Consider the following 21,055-nt stretch of genomic DNA (forward strand, 5'->3'; position numbering starts at 1 on the left):
CGGGTGTCCCCGGTGCCACCGGGCCCGGGTCGGGACTAGGCTCTCGAAGGCTGGATTCGCCAGCGGGAAAAGGGGGCCCTGGGTGTCTGACTCGTTCGTGCATCTCCACGTGCACACCGAGTATTCGATGCTCGACGGCGCCGCCCGGCTGAAGGATCTGTTCGCCGAGGCCAAGCGCCTCGGCATGCCGGCGGTGGCGATCACCGACCACGGCAACATGCACGGCGCCTACGACTTCTACCGGCAGGCGACCGCGGCCGGCATCACGCCGGTCATCGGTGTCGAGGCCTACGTCGCCCCCGAGTCACGGCTGACCAAGCAGCGGATCAAGTGGGGCCGCCCCGAGCAGAAGAGCGACGACGTCTCCGGCTCCGGCGGCTACACCCACATGACCATGTGGGCCCGCAACGCGGTCGGCCTCAAGAACCTGTTCCGGCTCAACTCCCGGGCCTCCATCGAGGGCCAGCTCGGCAAGTGGCCCCGGATGGACATGGACATCATCGCCGAGCACGGCGAGGGCATCATGGGCACCACCGGCTGCCCGTCCGGCGCGGTGCAGACCCGGCTGCGGCTCGGCCAGTTCGACGAGGCGCTCAAGTCCGCCGCGGCCTACCAGGACATCCTGGGCAAGGAGCACTACTTCCTCGAGATCATGGACCACGGTCTCGACATCGAGCGCAAGGTCCGCGACGGCCTGCTGGAGATCGGCCGCAAGCTCAACATCCCGCCGCTGGTCACCAACGACTCGCACTACACGCACGAGGCGCAGGCCGAGGCGCACGACGTGCTGCTCTGCGTGCAGACCGGCAGCAACATCGCCGACCCCAACCGGTTCAAGTTCGGCGGCAGCGGCTACTTCGTCAAGTCCGCCGACCAGATGCGCGCCGTCGACTCCTCCGACGCCTGGCAGGAGGGCTGCCGCAACACCCTGCTGGTGGCCGAGCGGGTCGACACCGAGGGCATGTTCACCTTCAAGAACCTGATGCCCCGGTTCCCGGTGCCCGAGGGCGAGACCGAGGAGTCCTGGTTCCGCAAGGAGGCGTTCGAGGGCCTCAAGCGGCGCTTCCCGGGCGGCGTACCGGAGACACACGTCAAGCAGGCGGAGTACGAGCTCGGGATCATCAACCAGATGGGCTTCCCGTCCTACTTCCTCGTGGTCGCGGACTTCATCCAGTGGTCGAAGCGGCAGGGCATCGCGGTGGGGCCGGGCCGCGGCTCGGCGGCGGGCTCGCTGGTCGCGTACGCGATGGGCATCACCGACCTGGATCCGCTGCCGCACGGCCTGATCTTCGAGCGGTTCCTCAACCCCGAGCGCGTCTCGATGCCCGACGTCGACATCGACTTCGACGAGCGCCGGCGCGGCGAGGTCATCCGCTATGTCACCGAGCGGTGGGGCGAGGACAAAGTTGCGCAGATCGCGACTTTCGGCACGATCAAGGCGAAGGCTGCGATCAAAGACTCGGCGCGGGTGCTCGGTTACCCGTACGCGGTGGGCGACCGGATCACCAAGGCCATGCCGCCGGCCGTGATGGGCAAGGACATCCCGCTCGCCGGCATCTTCGACCCCGACCACAAGCGCTACGGCGAGGCCGGCGAGATGCGCACGCTGTACGACACCGACCCCGACGTCAAGAAGGTCATCGACACGGCCCGGGGCATCGAGGGCCTGATCCGGCAGACGGGTGTGCACGCGGCCGGCGTCATCATGTCCGCCGAGCCGATCATCGACCACATCCCGCTGATGCGCCGCGACGCCGACGGGGCGATCATCACGCAGTTCGACTACCCGACCTGCGAGACGCTCGGCCTGCTCAAGATGGACTTCCTGGGCCTGCGGAACCTGACGATCATCGACGACGCGGTCAAGAACATCGAGCTCAACCACGGCCGCAAGCTCGACCTGCTGGCGCTCGCGCTGGACGACAAGCCGACCTACGACCTGCTCGCCCGCGGCGACACCCTCGGCGTGTTCCAGCTCGACGGCGGGCCGATGCGCTCGCTGCTGCGGCTGATGAAGCCCGACAACTTCGAGGACATCTCCGCGGTGCTGGCGCTGTACCGGCCCGGCCCGATGGGCGCGAACTCGCACACCAACTACGCGCTGCGCAAGAACAAGCAGCAGGAGATCATCCCGATCCACCCGGAGCTGGAGAAGCCCCTGGAGGAGATCCTCGGCCCGACCTACGGCCTGATCGTCTACCAGGAGCAGGTGCAGCGCGCCGCGCAGAAGCTGGCCGGCTACTCGCTGGGCCAGGCCGACCTGCTGCGCCGGGCCATGGGTAAGAAGAAGAAAGAGGTCCTGGACAAGGAGTTCGTGCCGTTCAGCGACGGCATGAAGGCCAACGGCTACTCGCCCGAGGCGATCAAGGCCATCTGGGACATCCTGGTGCCGTTCGCCGACTACGCCTTCAACAAGGCGCACACGGCGGGCTACGGCCTGGTGTCGTACTGGACCGGCTACCTCAAGGCGAACTACCCGGCCGAGTACATGGCGGGCCTGCTGACCAGCGTCGGCGACGACAAGGACAAGATGGCGATGTACCTGGCCGAGTGCCGGCGCATGGGCATCCAGGTCCTGCCGCCGGACGTCAACCAGTCCGCCGGGCCGTTCACGCCGGTCGGCAAGGACATCCGCTTCGGCCTGGCCGCGGTCCGCAACGTGGGCAACAACGTGGTCGAGGCGATCGCCCGATGCCGCAAGGAGAAGGGCGACTATCAGGACTTCTACGACTTCCTGTCCAAGGTCGACGCCGTCGCCTGCAACAAGAAGACCGTGGAATCCCTGATCAAGGCCGGCGCCTTCGACTCGATGGGGCACAGCCGCAAGGGCCTGCTCGCGGTGCACGCCGAGGCGATCGACGCGTACGCGGACGTCAAGAAGAACGAGGCGGCCGGGCAGTTCGACCTGTTCGCCTCGTTCGGCGACGACTCCGGCGCGGGCAGCGCGGCGACGGTCGCGATGCCGACCATCGGCGACGGCGAGTGGGACAAGCGCGACAAGCTCGCGTTCGAGCGGGAGATGCTCGGCCTCTACGTCTCCGACCACCCGCTCGCCGGCCTCGAGCAGCTCCTGCACAACTCGGCCGACACGACGATCGCCGCGCTCAACGAGGACGGCTCGGTACCGGACGGGCAGGTCGTCACGCTCGCCGGCATCCTCACCGGAGTGCAGCGGCGCATCACCAAGCAGGGCCGGGCCTGGGCGTCGGCCACCCTCGAGGACCTGGCCGGCGGCGTCGAGGCGCTCTTCTTCCCGAACACCTACGAGGTGATCGGGCAGTACATCGCCGAGGACGCGATCGTCGTCGTCAAGGGCCGGGTCGACCGGCGCGACGACACCCCGCGGATCATGGCGATGGACATGTCGATGCCGGACGTGTCGCACAACCCGGACAGCAAGCCCATCACCCTGACCATGCCGATCACCCGCTGCACGCCGCCCCTGGTCGACGAGCTCAAGGAGATCCTGGTCAGCCACCCCGGCGACGCCGAGGTGCACGTGCACCTGCAGAACGGCAGCCGCACCACGATCTTCCGGCTGGGCGCCGTGCGGGTCGCGCCGACGCCCGCGCTGCGCGCCGACCTCAAGACGATCCTCGGCCCGTCGGCGGTGCTTTGATGCTCCGCGCGGGCGCCGCGGGCGGACCTGGCAGGATCGAGGGGTGAACCCCAGCCAGGAGCCGGCCCCACCGCAGTACGACACGCCGCCGGCCTACCCGTTCGGCCCGCCCCCGGAGGCGATGGCCTGGGAGCAGCCGCGCCCGCCGCGCCGGTCGCTGCGGCGCACGGTGTCGGTCGTGGCGGCGGTGACGGCAGGGCTGGCAGTGGCCGGAGCGCCGCTCGGCCTGCTCTGGTCGTGGCTCGCACCCGCGGTGCCGGTGATCAACGCGGGGCGCAACGGCATCGTGGTCAACGACCCGTCGCCGGAGGAGTACGTCGCGGCGGACGCCTGGTTCACCATGCTCGGCTTCGGCTTCGGCCTGATCGCCGCCGTGCTGATCTGGATGCTGCTGCGCCGCGATCGCGGACCCGCCCTGGTGCTCGGTGTCACGTTCGGCGGCCTCGCCTGCGCGGTCGTCGCCTGGCAGGTCGGCCGCCTGGTCGGGCTGAGCGCCTGGGACGAATGGCAGCAGACCTCGGCGCCGGGCGACACCTACGCCCGGCCACCGGACCTGCGCACGCACGGCGCGCTGCTGGTGGTCGCGTTCGCCGCGGTGATCGTCACGACGCTGCTGGCCGGCTGGTCCAACGACCCGGACCTGGACCAGCCCGGCGCGAAGCCGGGCTACGGCCACGACCTGACGGACGCTAGTTCGGACTCACCGGCCGAGCCAGATCCGACAGGGGTACCGGCACCGCCCGCACCTTGGCCAGCAGACCCGCCTCGCGGTTGAGCAGCCGCAGCTCGGTGCGCAGCCGGGTGGCCGTGTCGGGCGCGGCCAGCAGCTCCTGGCGTTCCTCGGTGGTGAGCTGCGCGGTCGCCGCGATCAGGTGTGACAGCACGGTCGGGTCGTCCGGCACCTGGTCGAGCACCTCGGAGTCGGGCCGCAGCAGATCCAGGTAGGTGCGGAACGCGGCGAGCGCCCGCGGCGCGAGCAGCGTCGCGGCCGCGCCGGCGCCGTCCTCGTCCGGCAGCCACTCGACCTCGGCGGTCACGTAGGGATGCGTCTCCGCCGCGATCGCGACCACCCGGAAGCGCCGCCGGCCGACCGTGACGATGTCGAAGCGGCCGTCGGGCAGCTCGGTCACCTGCCGCAGCTCGGCGGTGCAGCCGGTGTCGTAGAGCTGCTCGACCGTGACCGCCAGCTCGTCCGCCGGGCGCTCGGCGTCGCCGTCCGGCGCCGCGACCTCCCAGCCGTACTTCAGCGTCACCACGCCGAACTCGTGCGGCTCGTCGTCGGTCGCCGAGACCAGGTCGCGCACCAGCGTGCGATACCGCTCCTCGAAGATGTGCAGGGGCAGCACCAGGCCGGGGAAGAGCACCGTGCCCAGCGGGAAGACCGGGATAATCGCGCCCACGGTGCGAGCGTATCGGCCTGATCGCGGTCCGCGCGCCTCCCGCCCCGGCGATCTTCGGATCCGGTACGCGCAAAAGCGGCGAAAGCTGTGTTCCCACTGCCTGGAACGGCGGCGGGAGGCTGTCGGAGGCGCCGCCTAGACTTGGCCCGTGCTGAACCGGATTGACCTGCGCGGCTCCCGCCGGGACCCGCGCGGCCTGCTGCCCCGTGCCCAGCTCGACGTCTCCGTGGCCGTCGAGAAGATCCGCCCCGTCGTGGCGGCGGTCCGGGAGCATGGCTTCTCGGCGATCCAGGAGGCGACCCATCGCTTCGACGGCGTCCGGCTCGACCGCCTGCGGGTGCCGCGGGAGGCGATCTCCGCCGCGGTGGAGCAGCTCGACCCGCAGGTCCGCGCCGCCCTGCTCGTCGTCATCGAGCGGGCCCGCAAGGTGCACGGCGACCAGCGGCGCACCGACGTCACCACCCAGGTGGTCCCCGGCGGCACGGTGACCGAGCGGCACGTGCCGGTCTCCCGGGTCGGCCTCTACGTGCCCGGCGGCCTGGCCGTCTACCCGTCCACCGTGGTGATGAACGTGGTGCCGGCCCAGATCGCCGGCGTCGAGTCGCTGGTCGTGGCCAGCCCGCCGCAGCAGGACAACGGCGGCCTGCCGGACGCCCGGGTGCTCGCCGCGTGCGCGCTGCTCGGCGTCGACGAGATCTACGCGGTCGGCGGCGCACAGGCCATCGCCATGCTCGGCTACGGCGCGGACGGCGCGGACGAGGCCGACCGCTGCGAGCCGGTCGACGTCATCACCGGCCCCGGCAACATCTGGGTGACGGCCGCCAAGCGCCTGCTGCAGGGCACGGTCGGCATCGACGCCGAGGCCGGCCCCACCGAGATCGCCGTCCTGGCCGACGACAGCGCCGACCCGGTGCACGTCGCCGCCGACCTGATCAGCCAGGCCGAGCACGACCCGCTGGCCGCCAGCGTGCTGGTCACCGACTCGCCGGCGCTGGCCGACGCCGTCGACGAGCAGCTCGCCGCGCAGGTGCCGGCCACCAAGCACGAGGCCCGGGTGCGCGAGGCCCTCGGCGGCGCGCAGTCCGGCGTCGTCCTGGTCGACGACCTCGAGCAGGGCCTGCGCGTGGTCGACGCCTACGCGGCCGAGCACCTCGAGATACAGACCCGGGACGCCCGCGCCCTGGCCATGCGGGTGCGCAACGCCGGCGCCGTCTTCGTCGGCGCGTACTCGCCGGTCTCGCTCGGCGACTACGCCGCCGGCTCCAACCACGTGCTGCCGACCGCGGGCTGCGCCCGGCACTCGTCCGGCCTGTCGGTGCAGTCGTTCCTGCGCGGCATCCACGTCATCGAGTACGACGAGGCGGCGCTGCGCGACGTCGCGCCGCACGTGGTGGCCCTGGCCAACGCCGAGGACCTGCCGGCGCACGGCCAGGCCGTGACGGCGAGGTTCGGTTCGTGACCGCCATCGACGACCTGCCCGTCCGCGCCGACCTGCGCGGCCGCTCGCCGTACGGTGCGCCGCAGCTCGACGTGGCCGTGCGGCTGAACACCAACGAGAACTCGTACCCGGTGCCCGACGCCGTGGTGGACGCGATCGGCAAGGCCGTGCAGGCCGAGCTGCGCGACCTCAACCGCTACCCCGACCGGGACGCGGTGGCGCTGCGCACCGACCTCGCCGACTACCTGGGCCACGGCCTGACCGCGGCGAACGTGTGGGCGGCCAACGGCTCCAACGAGGTGCAGCAGCAGCTGCTCCAGGCGTTCGCGGGCCCGGGACGCTCCGCGCTCGGCTTCGGTCCGTCCTATTCGATGCATCCGCTGCTCGCCGCCGGCACCGGCACGCGCTGGATTCCCGCGCTGCGCGACGCCGACTTCGGCCTCACGCCGTTCTCGGCGGTGGAGCAGATCGCCCGGCACGCACCGGACCTGGTCTTCCTCTGCTCGCCCAACAACCCGACCGGCACCGCGCTCGACCCGGCGGTGGTCGACGCGGTGCTGCGCGCGGCGCCGGGCATGGTCGTGGTCGACGAGGCGTACGCCGAGTTCGCCCGGTCCGGCACGCCCAGCGCGCTCTCGGCCCTGCCGGGGCACCCGCGGCTCGTCGTCACCCGCACCATGAGCAAGGCGTTCGGCTTCGCCGGCGGCCGGCTCGGCTATCTCGCCGCCGACCCCGCCGTGGTCGACGCCGTTCAGCTGGTCCGCCTGCCCTACCACCTCTCGGCGCTGACGCAGGCCGCGGCCCGGGCCGCGCTCGCGCAGCGCGAGGCGTTGCTCTCGACCGTCGACGCGATCAAGGAACAGCGCGACCGCATCGTCGCGACCCTGCGCGCCCGCGGCGTGCGGGTGGCCGACAGCGACGCCAACTTCGTGCTCTTCGAGGTCGGCGGCGATCAGCACGCCGCGTGGCAGCGCCTGTTGGACCGTGGTGTGCTCGTCCGCGACGTCGGCCTGGCCGGCTGGCTGCGGGTGACCGCGGGAACAGAATCCGAAACTGACGCCTTCCTGGGAGCCCTGCTTTGACTCGCACCGCGCGCATCGAGCGCGTCACCAAAGAGACCAAGGTGCTCGTCGAGATCGACCTCGACGGCACCGGCAAGGCCGAGCTCTCCACGGGCGTGGGGTTCTACGACCACATGCTCAACCAGCTCGCCAAGCACGGCGGCTTCGACCTGACCGTGCGCACCGAGGGCGACCTCGAGATCGACGCGCACCACACCATGGAGGACACGGCCATCGCGTTGGGCGAGGCGTTCGCGCGGGCGCTCGGCGACAAGGCCGGCATCCGGCGCTACGGCTCCGCGACGATCCCGATGGACGAGGTGCTGGTGCGCGCCGCCGTCGACCTGTCCGGCCGGCCGTACGTGGTGCACGACGAGCCCGAGCTGGCGCCGTACATCGGGCCGGTCTATCCGACCAGCATGACCCGGCACATCTTCGAGTCGTTCGGGCACGCCGCCAAGGTGACCCTGCACGTCAGCGTGCTGCGCGCGGCCCGCGACGGCGGCCGGCCCGACGCGCACCACGTCGTGGAGACCCAGTTCAAGGCGTTCTCCCGGGCGCTGCGCGCGGCCGTCGAGATCGACCCGCGCAACGCGGGCGCGCTCCCGTCGACGAAGGGCGTGCTGTGAGCCTCGTACCGATCCTGCTGCTCGGCCTGTGCGGCATCCTGGTCGGCGGGGTCATCTCGCTGGCTCGGCAGGGCGCCTCGAAGTTCAGCATCGGCCTGGTCGCGGTGCTCGCCCTGCTGGCGCTCGCCGGCGGCGTCGCCTGGATGATGCCCGGGGACAGCTGATGACCGAGGTGGTGATCCTGGACTACGGCTCCGGGAACCTGCGGTCGGCCGAGCGCGCCGTCGCGCGTACCGGTGCCTCCGTGACGGTGACCGATGACCTGACCGCCGCGGCGGCCGCGGACGGCCTGGTGGTGCCCGGGGTGGGTGCCTACGCGGCGTGCATGGCCGGCATCGAGAAGCTCGGCGCCGGCCCGGTCATCGCCGGGCGGGTCGCGGCGGGCCGGCCGGTGCTGGGCATCTGCGTCGGCATGCAGATCCTCTTCGAGTCCGGCGTCGAGCACGGCGTCGAGACCCGCGGGCTCGGGCTGCTGCCGGGCGCCGTGACCCGGCTGACCGCCCGGCGCATTCCGCACATGGGATGGAACACCGTGTCCGCGCCGGCCGGGTCGGTGCTGCTGGACGGGCTGCCCGCCGGCGCGCGGTTCTACTTCGTCCACTCGTACGCGGCCGGCGACCTGGCCGCGCTCGAGGCCGTCGGCGCCCGGGTCACGACGGCCGCGCACGACCTGCCGTTCGCCGCCGTGGTGGAGCGCGGCCCGCTGTCCGCGGCCCAGTTCCACCCGGAGAAGTCCGCCGACGCCGGCTTCGCGTTGCTGAGCAACTGGGTGGCGGGCCTGCCCGCGCAGTCCGCCCGGTGAGCAAGGAACGCGCGAGGCGGCGGGCCGAGCGGCTCGTCGTTCTCGAGAAGGAGAAGGCCAAGCGGGCCCGCCGCTCGGCCCGGCGGCAGCGTCGCCGCGCCCTGGTCGCCTCGCTGAAGCTCCGCCGGCGCCCGAGCTCCGGCCGGCTGTACCGGCGCAGCCGCGCACAGCGCACCGGCATCGTCGTCGTGCCGCTGATCGTGGCGGCCGTGGTGTGGTTCCTGGTGCCCGAGCTCGCGCTCCGCCTGGTGCTGATCGCCATGATCGTTCTTGTCCTGCCGGCCCTGGTCGTCGTCGTCCTGGGCCGCCGTTCCTGATCCGCCCGTTCTCTCTGATCGGAGTTTTTCTGTGACCCTGACGCTGCTGCCCGCTGTTGATGTCGCCGACGGCCAGGCGGTCCGCCTCGTACAGGGCGCCGCGGGCTCGGAGACCGGCTACGGCGACCCGCTCGAGGCCGCACTCGCCTGGCAGAACGACGGCGCGGAATGGGTGCACCTCGTCGACCTCGACGCGGCGTTCGGCCGGGGCTCGAACGCCGCGCTGCTCGCCGAGGTCGTCAGCCGCCTCGACGTGAAGGTCGAGCTCTCCGGCGGCATCCGCGACGACGCGTCCCTGCGCGCGGCGCTCGCCACGGGCGCCGCCCGGGTCAACATCGGCACGGCGGCCCTCGAGGACCCGGAGTGGTGCGACCGCATCTGCGGCGAGTACGGCGACCGGGTGGCGATCGGCCTCGACGTCCGCGGCCGCACCCTGGCGGCCCGCGGCTGGACCCGCGACGGCGGCGACCTGTTCGAGGTGCTGGAGCGCCTCGACAAGGCCGGCGCCGCGCGCTACGTGGTCACGGACATCACCAAGGACGGCACGATGCGCGGCCCGAACCTGGACCTGCTCCGGGAGGTCTGCGCCCGCACCGACCGCCCGGTGATCGCCAGCGGCGGGGTGTCCAAGCTGGACGACCTGCGCGCCCTCGCGACGCTGGAACACCTCGGCGTCGAGGGCGTGATCGCGGGCAAGGCGCTCTACGCGGGCGCGTTCACGGTCGCCGAGGCGCTCGAGGCGCTGGCGAAGGCATGAGCGAGCCGGCCAAAGCGCTGGCGGAGGCGATGGCGTGAGCCCGATCTCGCGCTACTCCTCCGGCGGTCCCTGGGAGGAGCGGTACGGCTACTCCCGGGTGGTCCGGGCCGGGGATCTGGTGATCACTGCCGGCTGCACGGCGACCGTGGACGGTGAGGTCACCGGGATCGGTGATCCGCGGGCGCAGACGCTGACGGCGATCGGGATCGCGCTCGACGCCCTCGCCCGGGCGGGCGCGGGCCTCGACGACGTGATCCGGACCCGGATGTACATCGTGGACGCGGCGCACGCGGACGCGGTGGCGGGGGCGCACGGCTCGGTCTTCGGCGCGGTGCGGCCGGTGGCGACGCTGGTGGTGGTGGCCGGGCTGCTGGATCCCGCGCACCTGGTGGAGATCGAGGTCGAGGCGTACATCGGCGGGCGCCCCGCAACGGTCCCGGCCTGACCGGTCGGCCTCAGTCGATGCGGAAGACCGCGACGCGGTCCGCCGCCGCCGCGAACTCGTCGGGGTCGGCCCTGGTCACCAGGCCCAGCGTGACGAAGAACGGCACGCCGTTGGGCACCTCGCGCGGAAACGCCCGCAGGACCGCCTCGCGCCGCGCCGGATCCGTCACCTCGGTGAGGACGACCGGGGTCCGGCGCCGGCCGCGGGCGAGCTCGCCCCGTCCCGCCGCCCGGACGTTGCGCGCCCAGTCGCCGTGCGGGAGCCCCGCGACCAGGTAGCGGTGACCGTCGACGGTCAGCGGGGAGACCGGGGTCGAGCGGGGTTCGCCGCTGCGGCGCCCGGCCACGGTGAGGATCCGCATCGTGCCGAGCGGCAGGCCCAGCCGGGACAGCCCTCGGACGACGCGGTTCGCGAACGGCAGCCAGGCGGGCAGCACGCCGGTCGGCTCGGCCATCAGAAATCCCTTCGATCGTCGAAGTATCGGCCCACAGGGTAAACTCCTTCGAGTGTCGAAGCAATTGACCGAGGCCGCCCAGGCCGCCCAGGCCGCCGCGGACTTCGGTGCCGCCGCGGATCTGGTCGACGACGCGGCCGCCGCAGTCTTCGGGGTAAACCGCACCGACCTGCGGATTCTCGGGCTGGTAAGCGAGGCCGGCACCCTGACGGCGGCGGCGCTCGCCGGCGCCGCCAAGCTCAGCCCGGCCGCGGCCACGACCGCCGTCCAGCGCCTCGTGGCGGCGGGACACCTCACCCGTACCGTGGATGCCGCCGACCGCCGGCGAGCGGTTATCGCGCTGACGCCGACCGCGGTCGACTTGATCGAAGGCGTCTACGGCCCGATCGCCAAGGCCGGGCGCCGCGAACTGGCCCGTTACTCGGCGGCCGAGCTGGAGCTGATAACCGGCTTCCTCCGTCGCGGCATAGCGCTGCAACTCGCACAGGCCGAACGCGTCCGGACGCTGGTGCAGCCCCTGGGACGACGCCACCCAGGAGATTGACCGGCAGGAGATCGCCGGCAGGTTCTGCCAAGCGCTTGACCTTGACCCTTGGGGAAGCCCCACCGTGGTTCGTGCCGGCCGCTGGGCCGGCACGAGGAGGATGACACCGTGGAGCTGCTGACGATCGGCGCGTTCGCCCGAGCGGCGCGGCTGACGCCCAAGGCGTTGCGCCTGTACGACGAGGTCGGCCTGCTGCCGCCCGCGGCGGTCGATTCGGAGTCCGGCTACCGGTTCTACGATCCGGAACAGTTGGCTCACGCCCGGCTGATCGCCCAGTTGCGCCGCATCGGCATGCCGCTGGCCGACATCCGCACCGTGTGCGATCTCGAGCCCGACGCGGCGGCCAAAGCGGTCACCGCCTACTGGCACCAGGTCACCGCCGACACCGCGACCCGCGCGCACCACGTCGCCCGCCTCGTCGAGCATCTGTCCCAGGAGGGCGTCACCATGTCCGGTACCAACCCCACCCTGACCATCAGCTACGCCGTGCGCTGCGACCTCGGCCGCGGACGCGACAGCAACGAGGACGTCGCCTACGCCGGCGACCGGCTGCTGGCCGTCGCCGACGGCACCCGGGGAGCCGGCGCCGCCGCCAGCGCGGCGGCCGTCAACGCGCTCAAGGCGCTCGAACTGGCTGACAAGCCCGCCGCCGACCTGCTCGCCATGCTGGCCGCAACCGTCAGCGACGTTGATCGCGCGGTGCACGCCACCGGCACGGACGACAACCAACCCGCGACCACCTTGACCGCGCTGCTGCGGCGCGGCTCGCAACTGGCCCTGGTGCACATCGGCGACACCCGCGTCTACCTGCTGCGCGGTGGTGAACTCTCGCAGCTCACCCAGGACCACACGTGGGTGCAGAGCCAGGTCGAGTACGGCAGGCTGAGCCCCGAACAGGCCGCCGCCCACCCGCAGCGCGCGCTGCTCACCCGCGCGCTCGGTGGTAGCCGGCCGGTCGAAGCCGACCTGGCGTTGCGCACCGCGCTGGCCGGCGACCGTTACCTGCTGTGCTCCGACGGCCTGTCCGCCGTTGTCGGCCGCGGCGACCTGCACACCGCGCTGGCGGAGACCGGCGAGCCCGAACCGACAGCGCAACGGCTGATCGACCTCGCCTACGCCGCCGGCGCCCCGGACAACATCTCCTGCATCGTCGCCGACATCGTCGCCGCGTAGCGGCATCGCCGTCAGTTGGTCGGGGCCCTGAGCGAGGGCCCCGACCTTCACGAAAGGCCGCGCCGGGTTCCGGCCTGTGGATATCCGCGCGCTCGCCCAGGCGCGGCTCGATAGGGTTGGGCCATGACGGTGGCGGTGCGTGTGATTCCCTGTCTCGACGTCGACGCGGGGCGGGTGGTCAAGGGCGTCAACTTCGTCGACCTGCGGGACGCGGGGGACCCGGTCGAGCTGGCCGCCGCCTACGACGCCGCGGGCGCCGACGAGCTGACCTTCCTCGACGTGACCGCCTCCTCCGACGACCGCGGGACCATGCTCGACGTGGTCCGGCGCACCGCCGAGTCGGTGTTCATCCCGCTGACCGTCGGCGGCGGGGTGCGCTCGGTGGACAACGTCGACACGTTGCTGCGCGCCGGCGCCGACAAGGTCGGGGTCAACACCGCGGCCATTCACCGGCCCGAGCTGATCGCGGAGATCGCCGACCGCTTCGGCAATCAGGTGCTGGTGCTCTCGCTGGACGTCCGGCGGGTCGCGTCCGGGCCGTCGCCGGAGCACCCGAGCGGCTGGGAGGTCACCACCCACGGCGGCCGCCGCAGCGCCGGCCTGGACGCCGTCGAGTGGGCGCGCCGGGTCGCCGCGCTCGGCGCCGGCGAGATCCTGCTCAACTCGATGGACGCCGACGGCACCAAGGCCGGCTTCGACCTGGACCTGATCGCCGCGGTGCGCGCGGTGGTCGACATCCCGGTGATCGCGAGCGGCGGCGCCGGCGCGGTGGAGCACTTCCCACCGGCGGTCGCCGCCGGCGCCGACGCGGTGCTGGCCGCGAGCGTCTTCCACTTCGGAGACCTGACCATCGGCGAGGTCAAGGACAGCCTGCGCGAGGCGGGCAACCCGGTCCGCTGACGGGCCCCACCCGGCGCACCCGGGCAGGCCGCACCGCCGGGGTCGGGCCGATCCACCCGGGGTGGGAGACGGTCGCTGGGCCAGGGCCGACCTGCCTGGGGTGGGAGACGGTCGCTGAAGCGGGGTCGATCTGCTAGCGGTGGGGGCCGATCTGCGCGGAGGGGAACCGACCTGCTAGCGGTGGGGGTCGATCTGCGCGGAGGGGAACCGACCTGCTAGCGGTGGGGGTCGATCTGCGCGGAGGGGAACCGACCTGCCAGCGGTGGGGGTCGATCCGCGCGGAGGGGAACCGACCTGCCAGCGGTGGGGGTCGATCCGTCCGCGGTCGGTGACGTCTTGCCTAGGTGGAGCTGATCCGTTCGGGTCAGCGGCCGTCGGCGAGGCGGAGTGAATACTCGCGGACCGCTGCGTTGTAGGTCCGCTCGTCGAGTCTCCAGTCGGAGTCGCCCGGGGTTGCGGCCCGGTTGAGCTGGGCCTGCAGGGTAACCACGGCCGAGGACAGGCCGCTGAACGGCCTGGTGCGCCAGAGTTGCTCGCCGGCGGCCGCCACCTCGACGAGGTCGTCGTCGACGGTGAGCAGGCCCGCGCCGGACAGGCGGCGCAGGGAGTCCTCCAGCTCGGTGCGGCTGGGCACGCTGTGGTGCAGGAAGTCGGCGGCCGCGAGCACGTCCGCCAGGCTCGCGCCGGTGACCGGCAGCGCCGCGTGGAGCGCCCGGTCGCGCTCCAGGCGCTCGGCGATGACTGTCGACACGAAGATCCACGCGTCGTTCCAGTGCCAGTCGCCAGCCCCCATGCCGCCATGATGCCGTGCGGTCGGCGTACCGGAAAGTAGATGTGCCTGGATGATCACCAAGCTGTGTCCTCGTGCCGGACAATTCGCCCGCACCGACCCGCCGCGGCGGGACTCCCCTCTGGATGGATGCGCGGGCGGATCAGGTGGACGGGACCGGAACCAGCCGCGCGGCGTTCGGGGCGGCCGGGTCCGCCGCCGGGATCGCGAAGACCGGCATGAACAGCTGCGCCAGCGGGCCGATCGCGAGCGCGTACGCGATGGTGCCGAGGCCGACCGTGCCGCCCAGCAGGAAGCCGACCGCCAGGACCAGGAGCTCGATGCTGGTGCGGACCAGGCGGATGGACAGGCGCGGGAAGCGGTTCACGATTCCGGTCATCAGGCCGTCGCGCGGGCCGGGGCCGAAGCGGGCCCCGATGTACATCCCGGTCGCCACGCCGTTCAGGGCGATGCCCACCACCAGGTACGTGACGCGCATCGCCATCGACTCGCCCGGTGCCAGCAGGGCCAGTGCGGCGTCCACCACGAGCCCGATCACCACCAGGTTCGCGATGGTGCCGACGCCGGGCTTCTGCCGCAGCGGGATCCAGAGCATCAGGATCGGGATGCCCGCCAGGATGACCACCCAGCCGAAGCTCAGCCCGGTGGCCTTCGACACACCCTGGTGGAACACGTCCCAGGAGGTCAGGCCCAGGCTGCTCTCCACCATGAAAGCCATGCTTATCCCGTACAGGACCAGGCCCGCGAGGAGTTGGCTCACGCGGCGGGGTAGGCGGGCGCCGGTCGGGACGAGGTTGCTGATGCGGCTCATAGATGCCACTCTGAAGGCCAATTGGTCGGCACCAAAGTGCCAATTCTAGGGAGGTGGCCATGACAACGTCCGTTCGTGGGGGCCAATTGGCCCGCCTCCTGGGTCAGTGGCACTCGCTTCCGGGGCGGCATCGCAGCCCGGACTACGCCGCCCTCGCCGGCGCGATCCGGGGGCTGCTCTCCGACGGCCGGCTGCCGCTCGGCGTGCGCCTTCCCGCCGAACGCGAGCTCGCCGAGGCGCTCGGCGTCAGCCGGACGACGGTCACCGCGGCGTACCGGTCGCTGCGGGAGACCGGCCATCTCACCAGCCGGCGCGGGGCCGGCAGCTGGACCACCCTGCCGAACGGGCACCGGGTCGCCACCTCGGGCCTGTGGACCCCGGACGACGACCTGGACATGATCGACATGGGGGTCGCGGCCTCGGCCGCGCCGGTCGAGCTCGTGCCCGCGGCCCGGGCCGCCGCCGAGGATCTGCCGCGCTTCCTCGGCAGCGCGGGTTACCACCCGACCGGGCTCATGGAGCTGCGCGAGGCGGTCGCGGCCGGCTACTCCGGCCGCGGCGTGCCGACCAGCGCGGAGCAGATCCTCATCACCAGCGGTACGCAGCAGGCCCTCGACCTGGTGCTGCGCCTGTCCGTCCCGGCCGGCGCCGCGGTGCTGGTCGAGTCGCCGACCTATCCCAACGCCCTCGCCGCGCTGGCCGCGCGCCGGGCCCGGATCAGCACGCACGGCCTCGACGCCGCCGACGGCTGGGACGGCGAGATGCTGCTGGGGGCCCTGCGCCAGACCCGGCCGCGCCTCGCCTACGTGATCCCCGAGTTTCAGAACCCGACCGGTCACCTGATGCCCGCCGAGCTGCGCGAGCGGCTGGCCGCCACGGCGCACGCGGCCGGCACCGAGCTGATCGTCGACGAGTCCTTCGTGGATCTGCCGCTGGACGGCACCGCGATGCCGCCGCCGGTCGCCCTCTTCGACCGGCATTCGCGGGTCGTGTCCATCGGAGGCATGAGCAAGGCGTACTGGGGCGGCCTGCGGATCGGCTGGGTCCGCGCCTCGGCGCCGCTGGTGCAGCGCCTGGCCGCGCTGCGGGTCGGCGTCGACATGGCCAGCCCGGTGCTCGAACAGCTCGTCGCCGTGCACCTGCTCCGGGATGCGGACACGATCGTCGCGGCCCGGCGCGCGCAGCTGTCGTTCCGGCGGGACGCGCTCGTCGCCGCGCTCGGCGAGCACCTGCCCGAGTGGCGGTTCACGGTGCCGGCCGGCGGGGTGACGCTCTGGGCGGAGCTCGACGGCCCGATCTCCAGCGCCCTGGCCCGCGCGGCCGAGGACGTCGGGGTGCGGCTCGCTCCCGGGCCGCGCTTCGGCCTCGACGGCACCCTGGAGCGCTTCATGCGCCTGCCGTTCACCCTCGCCGCCGACGACCTCACCGAGGCGATCCGCCGGATCGCGTCCGTGCGTCACGACCTGGACCGTGCGACCCGTCCGGCCTGGCGCACCCCCGCCGTCATCGCCTGACGGTACGGAGTTCCTGAGCTGGGTCGCGCCGGTGTGTCGCGGCCTGAGCCGAGCCAACGCGTGGGCGCGACCGCGGTAACAGGCCGGAATGAGCGACGAGCGCCGCGATCGGAGATCGCGACGCTCGTCGCATAGGCCGTACCAGCGCTTACAGCTGCGCGAGGCTGCCCGCGTACATCTGCTCGATCTGGGCCGAGAAGTTGGACTCCACGCTGCGGCGCTTGATCTTCATCGACGGCGTGATCTCGCCGTCCTCGATGGTCAGGTCGCGCGGCAGGATGGCGAACTTCTTGACCGTCTCCCACCGGTTGAGCTTGCCGTTCAGCTCCTCGATGTAGCCCGCGACCAGCGCCTGCGTCTCCTTCGCCGCCACGATCTCCGCGTAGCTGTGTCCGGCCAGCCCAACGCCTGCGGCCCAGCCCTTGATCGCGTCCTCGTCGAGCGAGATCAGCATGGTCACGAAGTTGCGGGCCTGGCCGACGACGACCGCCTGCGAGGTGTACGGACAGATCGCCTTGAACTGGCCCTCGATCGCCGACGGCGCGATGTACTTGCCGCCGGACGTCTTGACCAGGTCCTTCTTGCGGTCCGTGATCTTGAGGAAGCCGTCGGCGTCGAGCTCGCCGATGTCGCCGGTGCGGAAGAAGCCCTCCTCGGTGAACGCCTCCGCGGTCTCCTTGGGCAGGTTGTGGTAGCCGCGCATGACCGGGGCGCCGCGCAGCAGGATCTCGCCGTCGCTGTCGATGCGGCACTCGAGGTCGGCGAGGGCCCGGCCGACCGTGCCGAGCTTGAGCTTGCCCATCGGGTTGACGAAGTTGGCCGCGCACGACTCGGTGAGGCCGTAGCCCTCCCGGATCGGCAGGTTGGCCGCGGCGAAGAACTCCGCGATGTCGGGGCTCAGCGGCGCGGAGCCGGAGACCAGCACGCGCAGCCGGCCGCCGAGGCGCTCCTGCAGCTTGCTGAAGACGAGCTTCTCGGCGACCGCGTACTTGGCCTTGAGCGCGGCGCCGACCGGCTTGCCGGCCTGCTCGAGCGCGACCTTCTCCTTGCCGACCCCGACGGCCCAGGCGAAGATCTTGGCCTTGGCGCCGCCCGCGGCGAGCGCGGTGGTGACCGTCTTGTTGTAGACCTTCTCGAAGATGCGGGGCGCCGCGCACATCAGCGTCGGCTTGACCACCGCCAGCATCTCGACGAGCTTGTCGACCCGGCCGTCGATGTAGGTCGGCACGCCCACGTGGATTATTCCGCAGACCAGCGTCTTGCCGAACGAGTGCGACAGCGGCAGCCAGAGGTACTGCATGTCGGTCGACGCGAACAGGCCGGTGCCCTCCTGCGCGACGCCCTCCCAGGTCCAGCCGCGGTGCAGCAGCTGAACGCCCTTGGGCCGGCCGGTCGTGCCGGAGGTGTAGATCAGCGTCGCCAGGTGGTCGGGTCCGACGCCCTCGACGATGCGGTCGATCAGGTCGGGCTGCTCGGCGAGCGCGGCCCGGCCCCGCTCCTCGAGCTCGGCGAGGGTGAGCTGCGGCGGCGTGGCGCCGGCGTCGGCCGGGCCGTCGATCAGGATGGTGTGTGTGACCGCGGTCTCTGCGCCGGCGAGCTTCATCGCCTGCGCGGGGTTCTCCGCCACCAGGATCTTCGACCCGGAGTCGGCGACGATGTATGCCGCGTCCTCGGGCTCGGTGGTCGGGTAGACCGTCGTGGTCGCGGCGCCGGCGCAGTTGATGCCGAGGTCCGCCAGGACCCACTCGAGCCGGGTGCTGCTGATGATGGCGACCCGGTCCTCGAGGCCGATGCCGAGGCCCGCGAGGCCCGCGGCGATGACGCAGGCGCGCTCGCCGACCTCGGACCAGGTGAGCCAGGTGATCGCACTGTCGTCGGCGGTCGGTACTGCGAATGCCTGGTTGTTCGGGGTCGCCCGCACACGTTGCAGGAACATGTCCGGAATCGACCGGTAGGGAACCTCGAGAGCCATCGGGCGCCGCCTCTTTGCGTATATGGGGGTGAGTTCATGTGACAGCTGAGTTACCGAAGAGTATTGCCAGTGAGCCGCGAGGGCCAGAGCACCCGCCGGTCAATCTCCGTTCGCCTCCGGAGTGACGTGCGCAACAATCCTACCCGTGTCGATTCGGCCGTTTGTGCACTGCATGACCGAGCGGTCCGGTTGTCCGGCGCGCAGGGCGGTTACGACTCCGAGTCGGCGTGAAGTCCACCTGGCCCGGGATTGTTAACAAATTTTGATATGGCCCATTCGATATAGAGGTTCGTCAACGTCTTGGCCTTAATCTCTGTAGTCAAACGGACCGATGGCACCCCGGGGTCCGGCAGGCGTGCGAGAGAGGAAGAGCATGGCGATTCGATCCCCCCGAAGCGGCCGGTTCCTGGCCGTCACCCTGCTTGTCGCGGCGACGACGACCGCCGCGATGGCGGCACCGGCGGCGGCGGCTCCGGCCGCCGGGCAGATCCGGCTCGCCGGCACCGCCGACGCGGTCGCCGGAAGCTACATCGTGGTGCTCAAGGACAGCGCCGTGAGCACCAAGAACCGCGTCGCCGCCGTCGGCGACAAGTCCGCCGACCTGGCCCGCGGCTACGGCGCGCAGGTGCGGCGGACGTACGGCGCCGCGCTCAATGGCTTCGAGGCGAGCATGAGCGAGGCCGCCGCCAAGCGGCTCGCCGCCGACCCGAGCGTCGCCTACGTCGAGCAGAACCAGCGGGTCTCGCTGCTCACCACCCAGACCGGCGCGACCTGGGGCATCGACCGCATCGACCAGAAGGCCCGCCCGCTGAGCACCACGTACACCTACACCGTGACGGCGAGCAATGTGACGGCGTACATCATCGACACGGGCATCAAGTACACGCACAACGACTTCGGCGGCCGGGCGCGCTTCGGCTACGACGCGGTCGGCTCGGGCGGCGTGGACTGCAACGGCCACGGCACCCACGTCGCCGGCACGGTCGGCGGCACCGTCTACGGCGTCGCGAAGCAGGTCAAGCTCGTCGGCGTCCGGGTGCTCAACTGCTCCGGCAGCGGCACCACCGCGGGCGTCATCGCCGGCGTCAACTGGGTCACCCAGAACGCGGTCAAGCCCGCGGTGGCGAACATGAGCCTCGGCGGCGGCGCCAGCACCACCCTCGACAACGCGGTCGCGAGCTCGATCAGCTCGGGCGTCACGTACGCCCTCGCGGCGGGCAACTCGACCGCGAACGCCTGCAACTCCTCGCCGGCGCGGGTCGCCTCCGCCATCACGGTCGGCGCCACCACCAGCACCGACGCCAAGGCGTCGTACTCGAACTACGGCACCTGCCTGGACATCTTCGCGCCGGGCTCGTCCATCACCTCGGCCTGGTACTCGTCGAACACGGCGACCAACACCATCAGCGGTACCTCGATGGCGTCACCGCACGTCGCGGGCGCGGCGGCGCTGGTGCTCTCGGCCAGCCCGTCCCTGACCCCGGCGCAGGTGCGCGACAACCTGGTGAACCGGGCCACGACCGGCGTGGTCACCAGCCCCGGCACCGGTTCGCCGAACCGGCTGCTCTACGTCGGAGCCTGATCCCTCGCACGACGGGGGTGTGGGTGGCTCCGGGCCGCGAGGTCCGGAGCTACCCCTTTTCGGCCAGCCGGTACACCGAGATGTGGTCGGTGCTGGTGGCGCCGAAGGCCGCGCCGTGCCAGTCCGCGTACCGGGCCTCGAGCCGCAGGCCGGCCTGCTCCGCGAGCCGGTCGATCTGCTCCGGCCAGAGGTAGTGCATGCCGAACGGCTGCAGCTGCACGCCGGCCGCCGAGAACGTCACGGTCTGCCGTACGAAGGTCTGCGCGGCCCGGTCGTAGCGGTGCAGCCGCAGCGCCGCGGAGTCCTCGGTGACCGAGACCACCTGGGCCTGGCGCTCCTCGCGCTCGAACTCGGCGAGGTTCGGCACGAACGCCTCGATGACGAACGCGCCGCCGGGCGCGAGCACCCGCGCGACGTTGCGCAGGCAGTCCGCCTGCCGCTCGGCGTCGACCAGGTTGAACAGCGTGTTGAAGACCAGGTAGGCCAGCTTGAACGGGCCGCGCACGGCGACGTCGGCCATGTCGCCGATGATCACCGGAATCTCCGCGCCGCCCGGCTTGGCGCGGAGCTTCTCGACCATCTCGGGTGAGCCCTCGACGCCCTCGACGACCAGGCCACGCGCGGCCAGCGGCAGCGCCACCCGCCCGGTGCCGATCGCCAGCTCGAGCACCGGGCCGCCGTCGGCCAGCCCGGCCAGGAAGTCCACGGCGGGTGCCGGGTCGGGGTTCGTGCCCGCGTCGTACTTCTCCGCCCACTGCCGGCCGAAGAGCCCGGGATCGTTGAATATCGACATGCCTCACAGGACAGCAGAGCTGTCCGGGTGCGGCAAGCGTTTTCCCCGGCCGCC

At 72.0% G+C, this 21,055-nt stretch carries 21 protein-coding genes; 15 read left to right on the top strand and 6 right to left on the bottom strand.

What is annotated here, in order from left to right; all coding sequences use genetic code 11:
- The first annotated feature begins 82 nt into the window (after positions 1-82).
- Positions 83-3,619, top strand: a complete 3,537-nt coding sequence (gene dnaE, locus ACIBSW_RS15110; RefSeq protein ID WP_354728421.1) for a DNA polymerase III subunit alpha — start codon at positions 83-85, stop codon at positions 3,617-3,619.
- Positions 3,620-3,662: 43 nt separating this feature from the next.
- A complete protein-coding gene (locus ACIBSW_RS15115; RefSeq protein ID WP_354728419.1) occupies positions 3,663-4,394 on the top strand; it encodes a DUF2567 domain-containing protein in 732 nt (243 codons plus the stop codon).
- On the opposite strand, the gene ACIBSW_RS15120 is transcribed toward ACIBSW_RS15115, so the two are convergent.
- A complete protein-coding gene (locus ACIBSW_RS15120) occupies positions 4,309-5,019 on the bottom strand; it encodes an LON peptidase substrate-binding domain-containing protein (RefSeq protein ID WP_354728418.1) in 711 nt (236 codons plus the stop codon). The genes ACIBSW_RS15115 and ACIBSW_RS15120 overlap by 86 nt on opposite strands.
- A 148-nt stretch (positions 5,020-5,167) precedes the next feature.
- On the opposite strand from ACIBSW_RS15120, the gene hisD reads away from it, so the two are divergent.
- Genes hisD through ACIBSW_RS15160 form a run of 8 tightly spaced genes read left to right on the top strand, consistent with a single transcriptional unit; the run spans position 5,168 to position 10,468 of the window.
- Positions 5,168-6,478 (top strand): histidinol dehydrogenase, encoded by a 1,311-nt coding sequence (hisD, locus tag ACIBSW_RS15125; RefSeq protein ID WP_354728416.1) that lies wholly within the window; start codon positions 5,168-5,170, stop codon positions 6,476-6,478.
- Positions 6,475-7,539, top strand: coding sequence for a histidinol-phosphate transaminase (locus tag ACIBSW_RS15130; RefSeq protein ID WP_354728414.1), 1,065 nt, complete (start codon positions 6,475-6,477; stop codon positions 7,537-7,539). Before hisD ends, ACIBSW_RS15130 begins: the two co-directional genes overlap by 4 nt.
- Positions 7,536-8,147, top strand: a complete 612-nt coding sequence (gene hisB / locus ACIBSW_RS15135; protein ID WP_354728413.1) for an imidazoleglycerol-phosphate dehydratase HisB — start codon at positions 7,536-7,538, stop codon at positions 8,145-8,147. Before ACIBSW_RS15130 ends, hisB begins: the two co-directional genes overlap by 4 nt.
- Positions 8,144-8,311, top strand: a complete 168-nt coding sequence (locus ACIBSW_RS15140) for a hypothetical protein (protein WP_354728411.1) — start codon at positions 8,144-8,146, stop codon at positions 8,309-8,311. The genes hisB and ACIBSW_RS15140 overlap by 4 nt, the downstream gene beginning before the upstream one ends.
- Positions 8,311-8,949, top strand: a complete 639-nt coding sequence (gene hisH, locus ACIBSW_RS15145; protein WP_354728409.1) for an imidazole glycerol phosphate synthase subunit HisH — start codon at positions 8,311-8,313, stop codon at positions 8,947-8,949. The genes ACIBSW_RS15140 and hisH overlap by 1 nt, the downstream gene beginning before the upstream one ends.
- A complete protein-coding gene (locus ACIBSW_RS15150) occupies positions 8,946-9,266 on the top strand; it encodes a hypothetical protein (protein ID WP_354728408.1) in 321 nt (106 codons plus the stop codon). The genes hisH and ACIBSW_RS15150 overlap by 4 nt, the downstream gene beginning before the upstream one ends.
- Positions 9,267-9,297: 31 nt before the next feature.
- Positions 9,298-10,023 carry a bifunctional 1-(5-phosphoribosyl)-5-((5-phosphoribosylamino)methylideneamino)imidazole-4-carboxamide isomerase/phosphoribosylanthranilate isomerase PriA gene (priA, locus tag ACIBSW_RS15155; protein WP_354728406.1) on the top strand — a complete coding sequence of 242 codons (726 nt, stop codon included), beginning with the start codon at positions 9,298-9,300 and terminating at the stop codon, positions 10,021-10,023.
- A 34-nt stretch (positions 10,024-10,057) separates the two neighbouring features.
- Complete coding sequence (locus ACIBSW_RS15160) at positions 10,058-10,468, top strand: Rid family hydrolase (RefSeq protein WP_354728404.1); 411 nt, start codon at positions 10,058-10,060, stop codon at positions 10,466-10,468.
- 10 nt (positions 10,469-10,478) lie between these two features.
- Here ACIBSW_RS15160 and ACIBSW_RS15165 read toward each other — a convergent pair whose 3' ends face one another.
- Positions 10,479-10,922 (bottom strand): nitroreductase family deazaflavin-dependent oxidoreductase, encoded by a 444-nt coding sequence (locus tag ACIBSW_RS15165; protein ID WP_354728402.1) that lies wholly within the window; start codon positions 10,920-10,922, stop codon positions 10,479-10,481.
- 52 nt (positions 10,923-10,974) lie between these two features.
- Between ACIBSW_RS15165 and ACIBSW_RS15170 the strand changes: the two genes are divergently transcribed.
- The 3 genes from ACIBSW_RS15170 (at position 10,975) to hisF (ending at position 13,539) form a co-directional block, all read left to right on the top strand.
- Entirely contained in the window at positions 10,975-11,466 is a 492-nt protein-coding gene (locus ACIBSW_RS15170; RefSeq protein WP_404799335.1) for a MarR family winged helix-turn-helix transcriptional regulator, read from the top strand.
- 108 nt (positions 11,467-11,574) lie between these two features.
- Positions 11,575-12,639, top strand: a complete 1,065-nt coding sequence (locus ACIBSW_RS15175; RefSeq protein WP_354730468.1) for a MerR family transcriptional regulator — start codon at positions 11,575-11,577, stop codon at positions 12,637-12,639.
- Between the two features lie 123 nt (positions 12,640-12,762).
- Positions 12,763-13,539, top strand: a complete 777-nt coding sequence (hisF, locus tag ACIBSW_RS15180; RefSeq protein ID WP_354730470.1) for an imidazole glycerol phosphate synthase subunit HisF — start codon at positions 12,763-12,765, stop codon at positions 13,537-13,539.
- A gap of 364 nt (positions 13,540-13,903) precedes the next feature.
- On the opposite strand, the gene ACIBSW_RS15185 is transcribed toward hisF, so the two are convergent.
- Positions 13,904-14,332 carry a hypothetical protein gene (locus ACIBSW_RS15185; protein WP_354730472.1) on the bottom strand — a complete coding sequence of 143 codons (429 nt, stop codon included), beginning with the start codon at positions 14,330-14,332 and terminating at the stop codon, positions 13,904-13,906.
- 139 nt (positions 14,333-14,471) lie between these two features.
- The gene (locus ACIBSW_RS15190) at positions 14,472-15,140 is read right to left on the bottom strand and encodes a hypothetical protein (RefSeq protein WP_354730474.1); all 669 of its coding nucleotides are present in this window, start codon (positions 15,138-15,140) and stop codon (positions 14,472-14,474) included.
- A gap of 59 nt (positions 15,141-15,199) precedes the next feature.
- Here ACIBSW_RS15190 and ACIBSW_RS15195 point away from each other — a divergent pair, with 59 nt between their 5' ends.
- Positions 15,200-16,654, top strand: coding sequence for a PLP-dependent aminotransferase family protein (locus ACIBSW_RS15195; protein ID WP_354730476.1), 1,455 nt, complete (start codon positions 15,200-15,202; stop codon positions 16,652-16,654).
- A gap of 148 nt (positions 16,655-16,802) precedes the next feature.
- Here the strand turns inward: ACIBSW_RS15195 and ACIBSW_RS15200 are convergent, their stop codons facing one another.
- Complete coding sequence (locus ACIBSW_RS15200) at positions 16,803-18,626, bottom strand: long-chain fatty acid--CoA ligase (RefSeq protein WP_354730478.1); 1,824 nt, start codon at positions 18,624-18,626, stop codon at positions 16,803-16,805.
- Positions 18,627-18,999: 373 nt separating this feature from the next.
- On the opposite strand from ACIBSW_RS15200, the gene ACIBSW_RS15205 reads away from it, so the two are divergent.
- Positions 19,000-20,208, top strand: a complete 1,209-nt coding sequence (locus ACIBSW_RS15205) for a S8 family peptidase (protein WP_404799336.1) — start codon at positions 19,000-19,002, stop codon at positions 20,206-20,208.
- Between the two features lie 49 nt (positions 20,209-20,257).
- Here the strand turns inward: ACIBSW_RS15205 and ACIBSW_RS15210 are convergent, their stop codons facing one another.
- Positions 20,258-21,001: a class I SAM-dependent methyltransferase gene (locus tag ACIBSW_RS15210; RefSeq protein ID WP_354721731.1), complete on the bottom strand. Its 744-nt coding sequence runs from the start codon at positions 20,999-21,001 to the stop codon at positions 20,258-20,260.
- Between the last annotated feature and the right edge of the window lie 54 nt (positions 21,002-21,055).

It is taken from the genome of Actinoplanes sp. NPDC049668 (assembly GCF_044465445.1).
In the GTDB taxonomy this organism is placed as follows: Bacteria; Actinomycetota; Actinomycetes; order Mycobacteriales; family Micromonosporaceae; genus Actinoplanes.

What these genes read in the sequence shown, in the direction of transcription:
- hisH (WP_354728409.1), top strand. Translation starts at nt 8,311, where the DNA reads ATGACCGAGGTGGTGATCCTGGACTACGGCTCCGGGAACCTGCGGTCG.
- ACIBSW_RS15165 (WP_354728402.1), bottom strand. Translation starts at nt 10,922, where the DNA reads ATGGCCGAGCCGACCGGCGTGCTGCCCGCCTGGCTGCCGTTCGCGAAC.
- hisF (WP_354730470.1), top strand. Translation starts at nt 12,763, where the DNA reads ATGACGGTGGCGGTGCGTGTGATTCCCTGTCTCGACGTCGACGCGGGG.
- ACIBSW_RS15185 (WP_354730472.1), bottom strand. Translation starts at nt 14,332, where the DNA reads ATGGGGGCTGGCGACTGGCACTGGAACGACGCGTGGATCTTCGTGTCG.
- ACIBSW_RS15190 (WP_354730474.1), bottom strand. Translation starts at nt 15,140, where the DNA reads ATGAGCCGCATCAGCAACCTCGTCCCGACCGGCGCCCGCCTACCCCGC.
- ACIBSW_RS15195 (WP_354730476.1), top strand. Translation starts at nt 15,200, where the DNA reads ATGACAACGTCCGTTCGTGGGGGCCAATTGGCCCGCCTCCTGGGTCAG.
- ACIBSW_RS15200 (WP_354730478.1), bottom strand. Translation starts at nt 18,626, where the DNA reads ATGGCTCTCGAGGTTCCCTACCGGTCGATTCCGGACATGTTCCTGCAA.
- ACIBSW_RS15205 (WP_404799336.1), top strand. Translation starts at nt 19,000, where the DNA reads ATGGCGATTCGATCCCCCCGAAGCGGCCGGTTCCTGGCCGTCACCCTG.
- ACIBSW_RS15210 (WP_354721731.1), bottom strand. Translation starts at nt 21,001, where the DNA reads ATGTCGATATTCAACGATCCCGGGCTCTTCGGCCGGCAGTGGGCGGAG.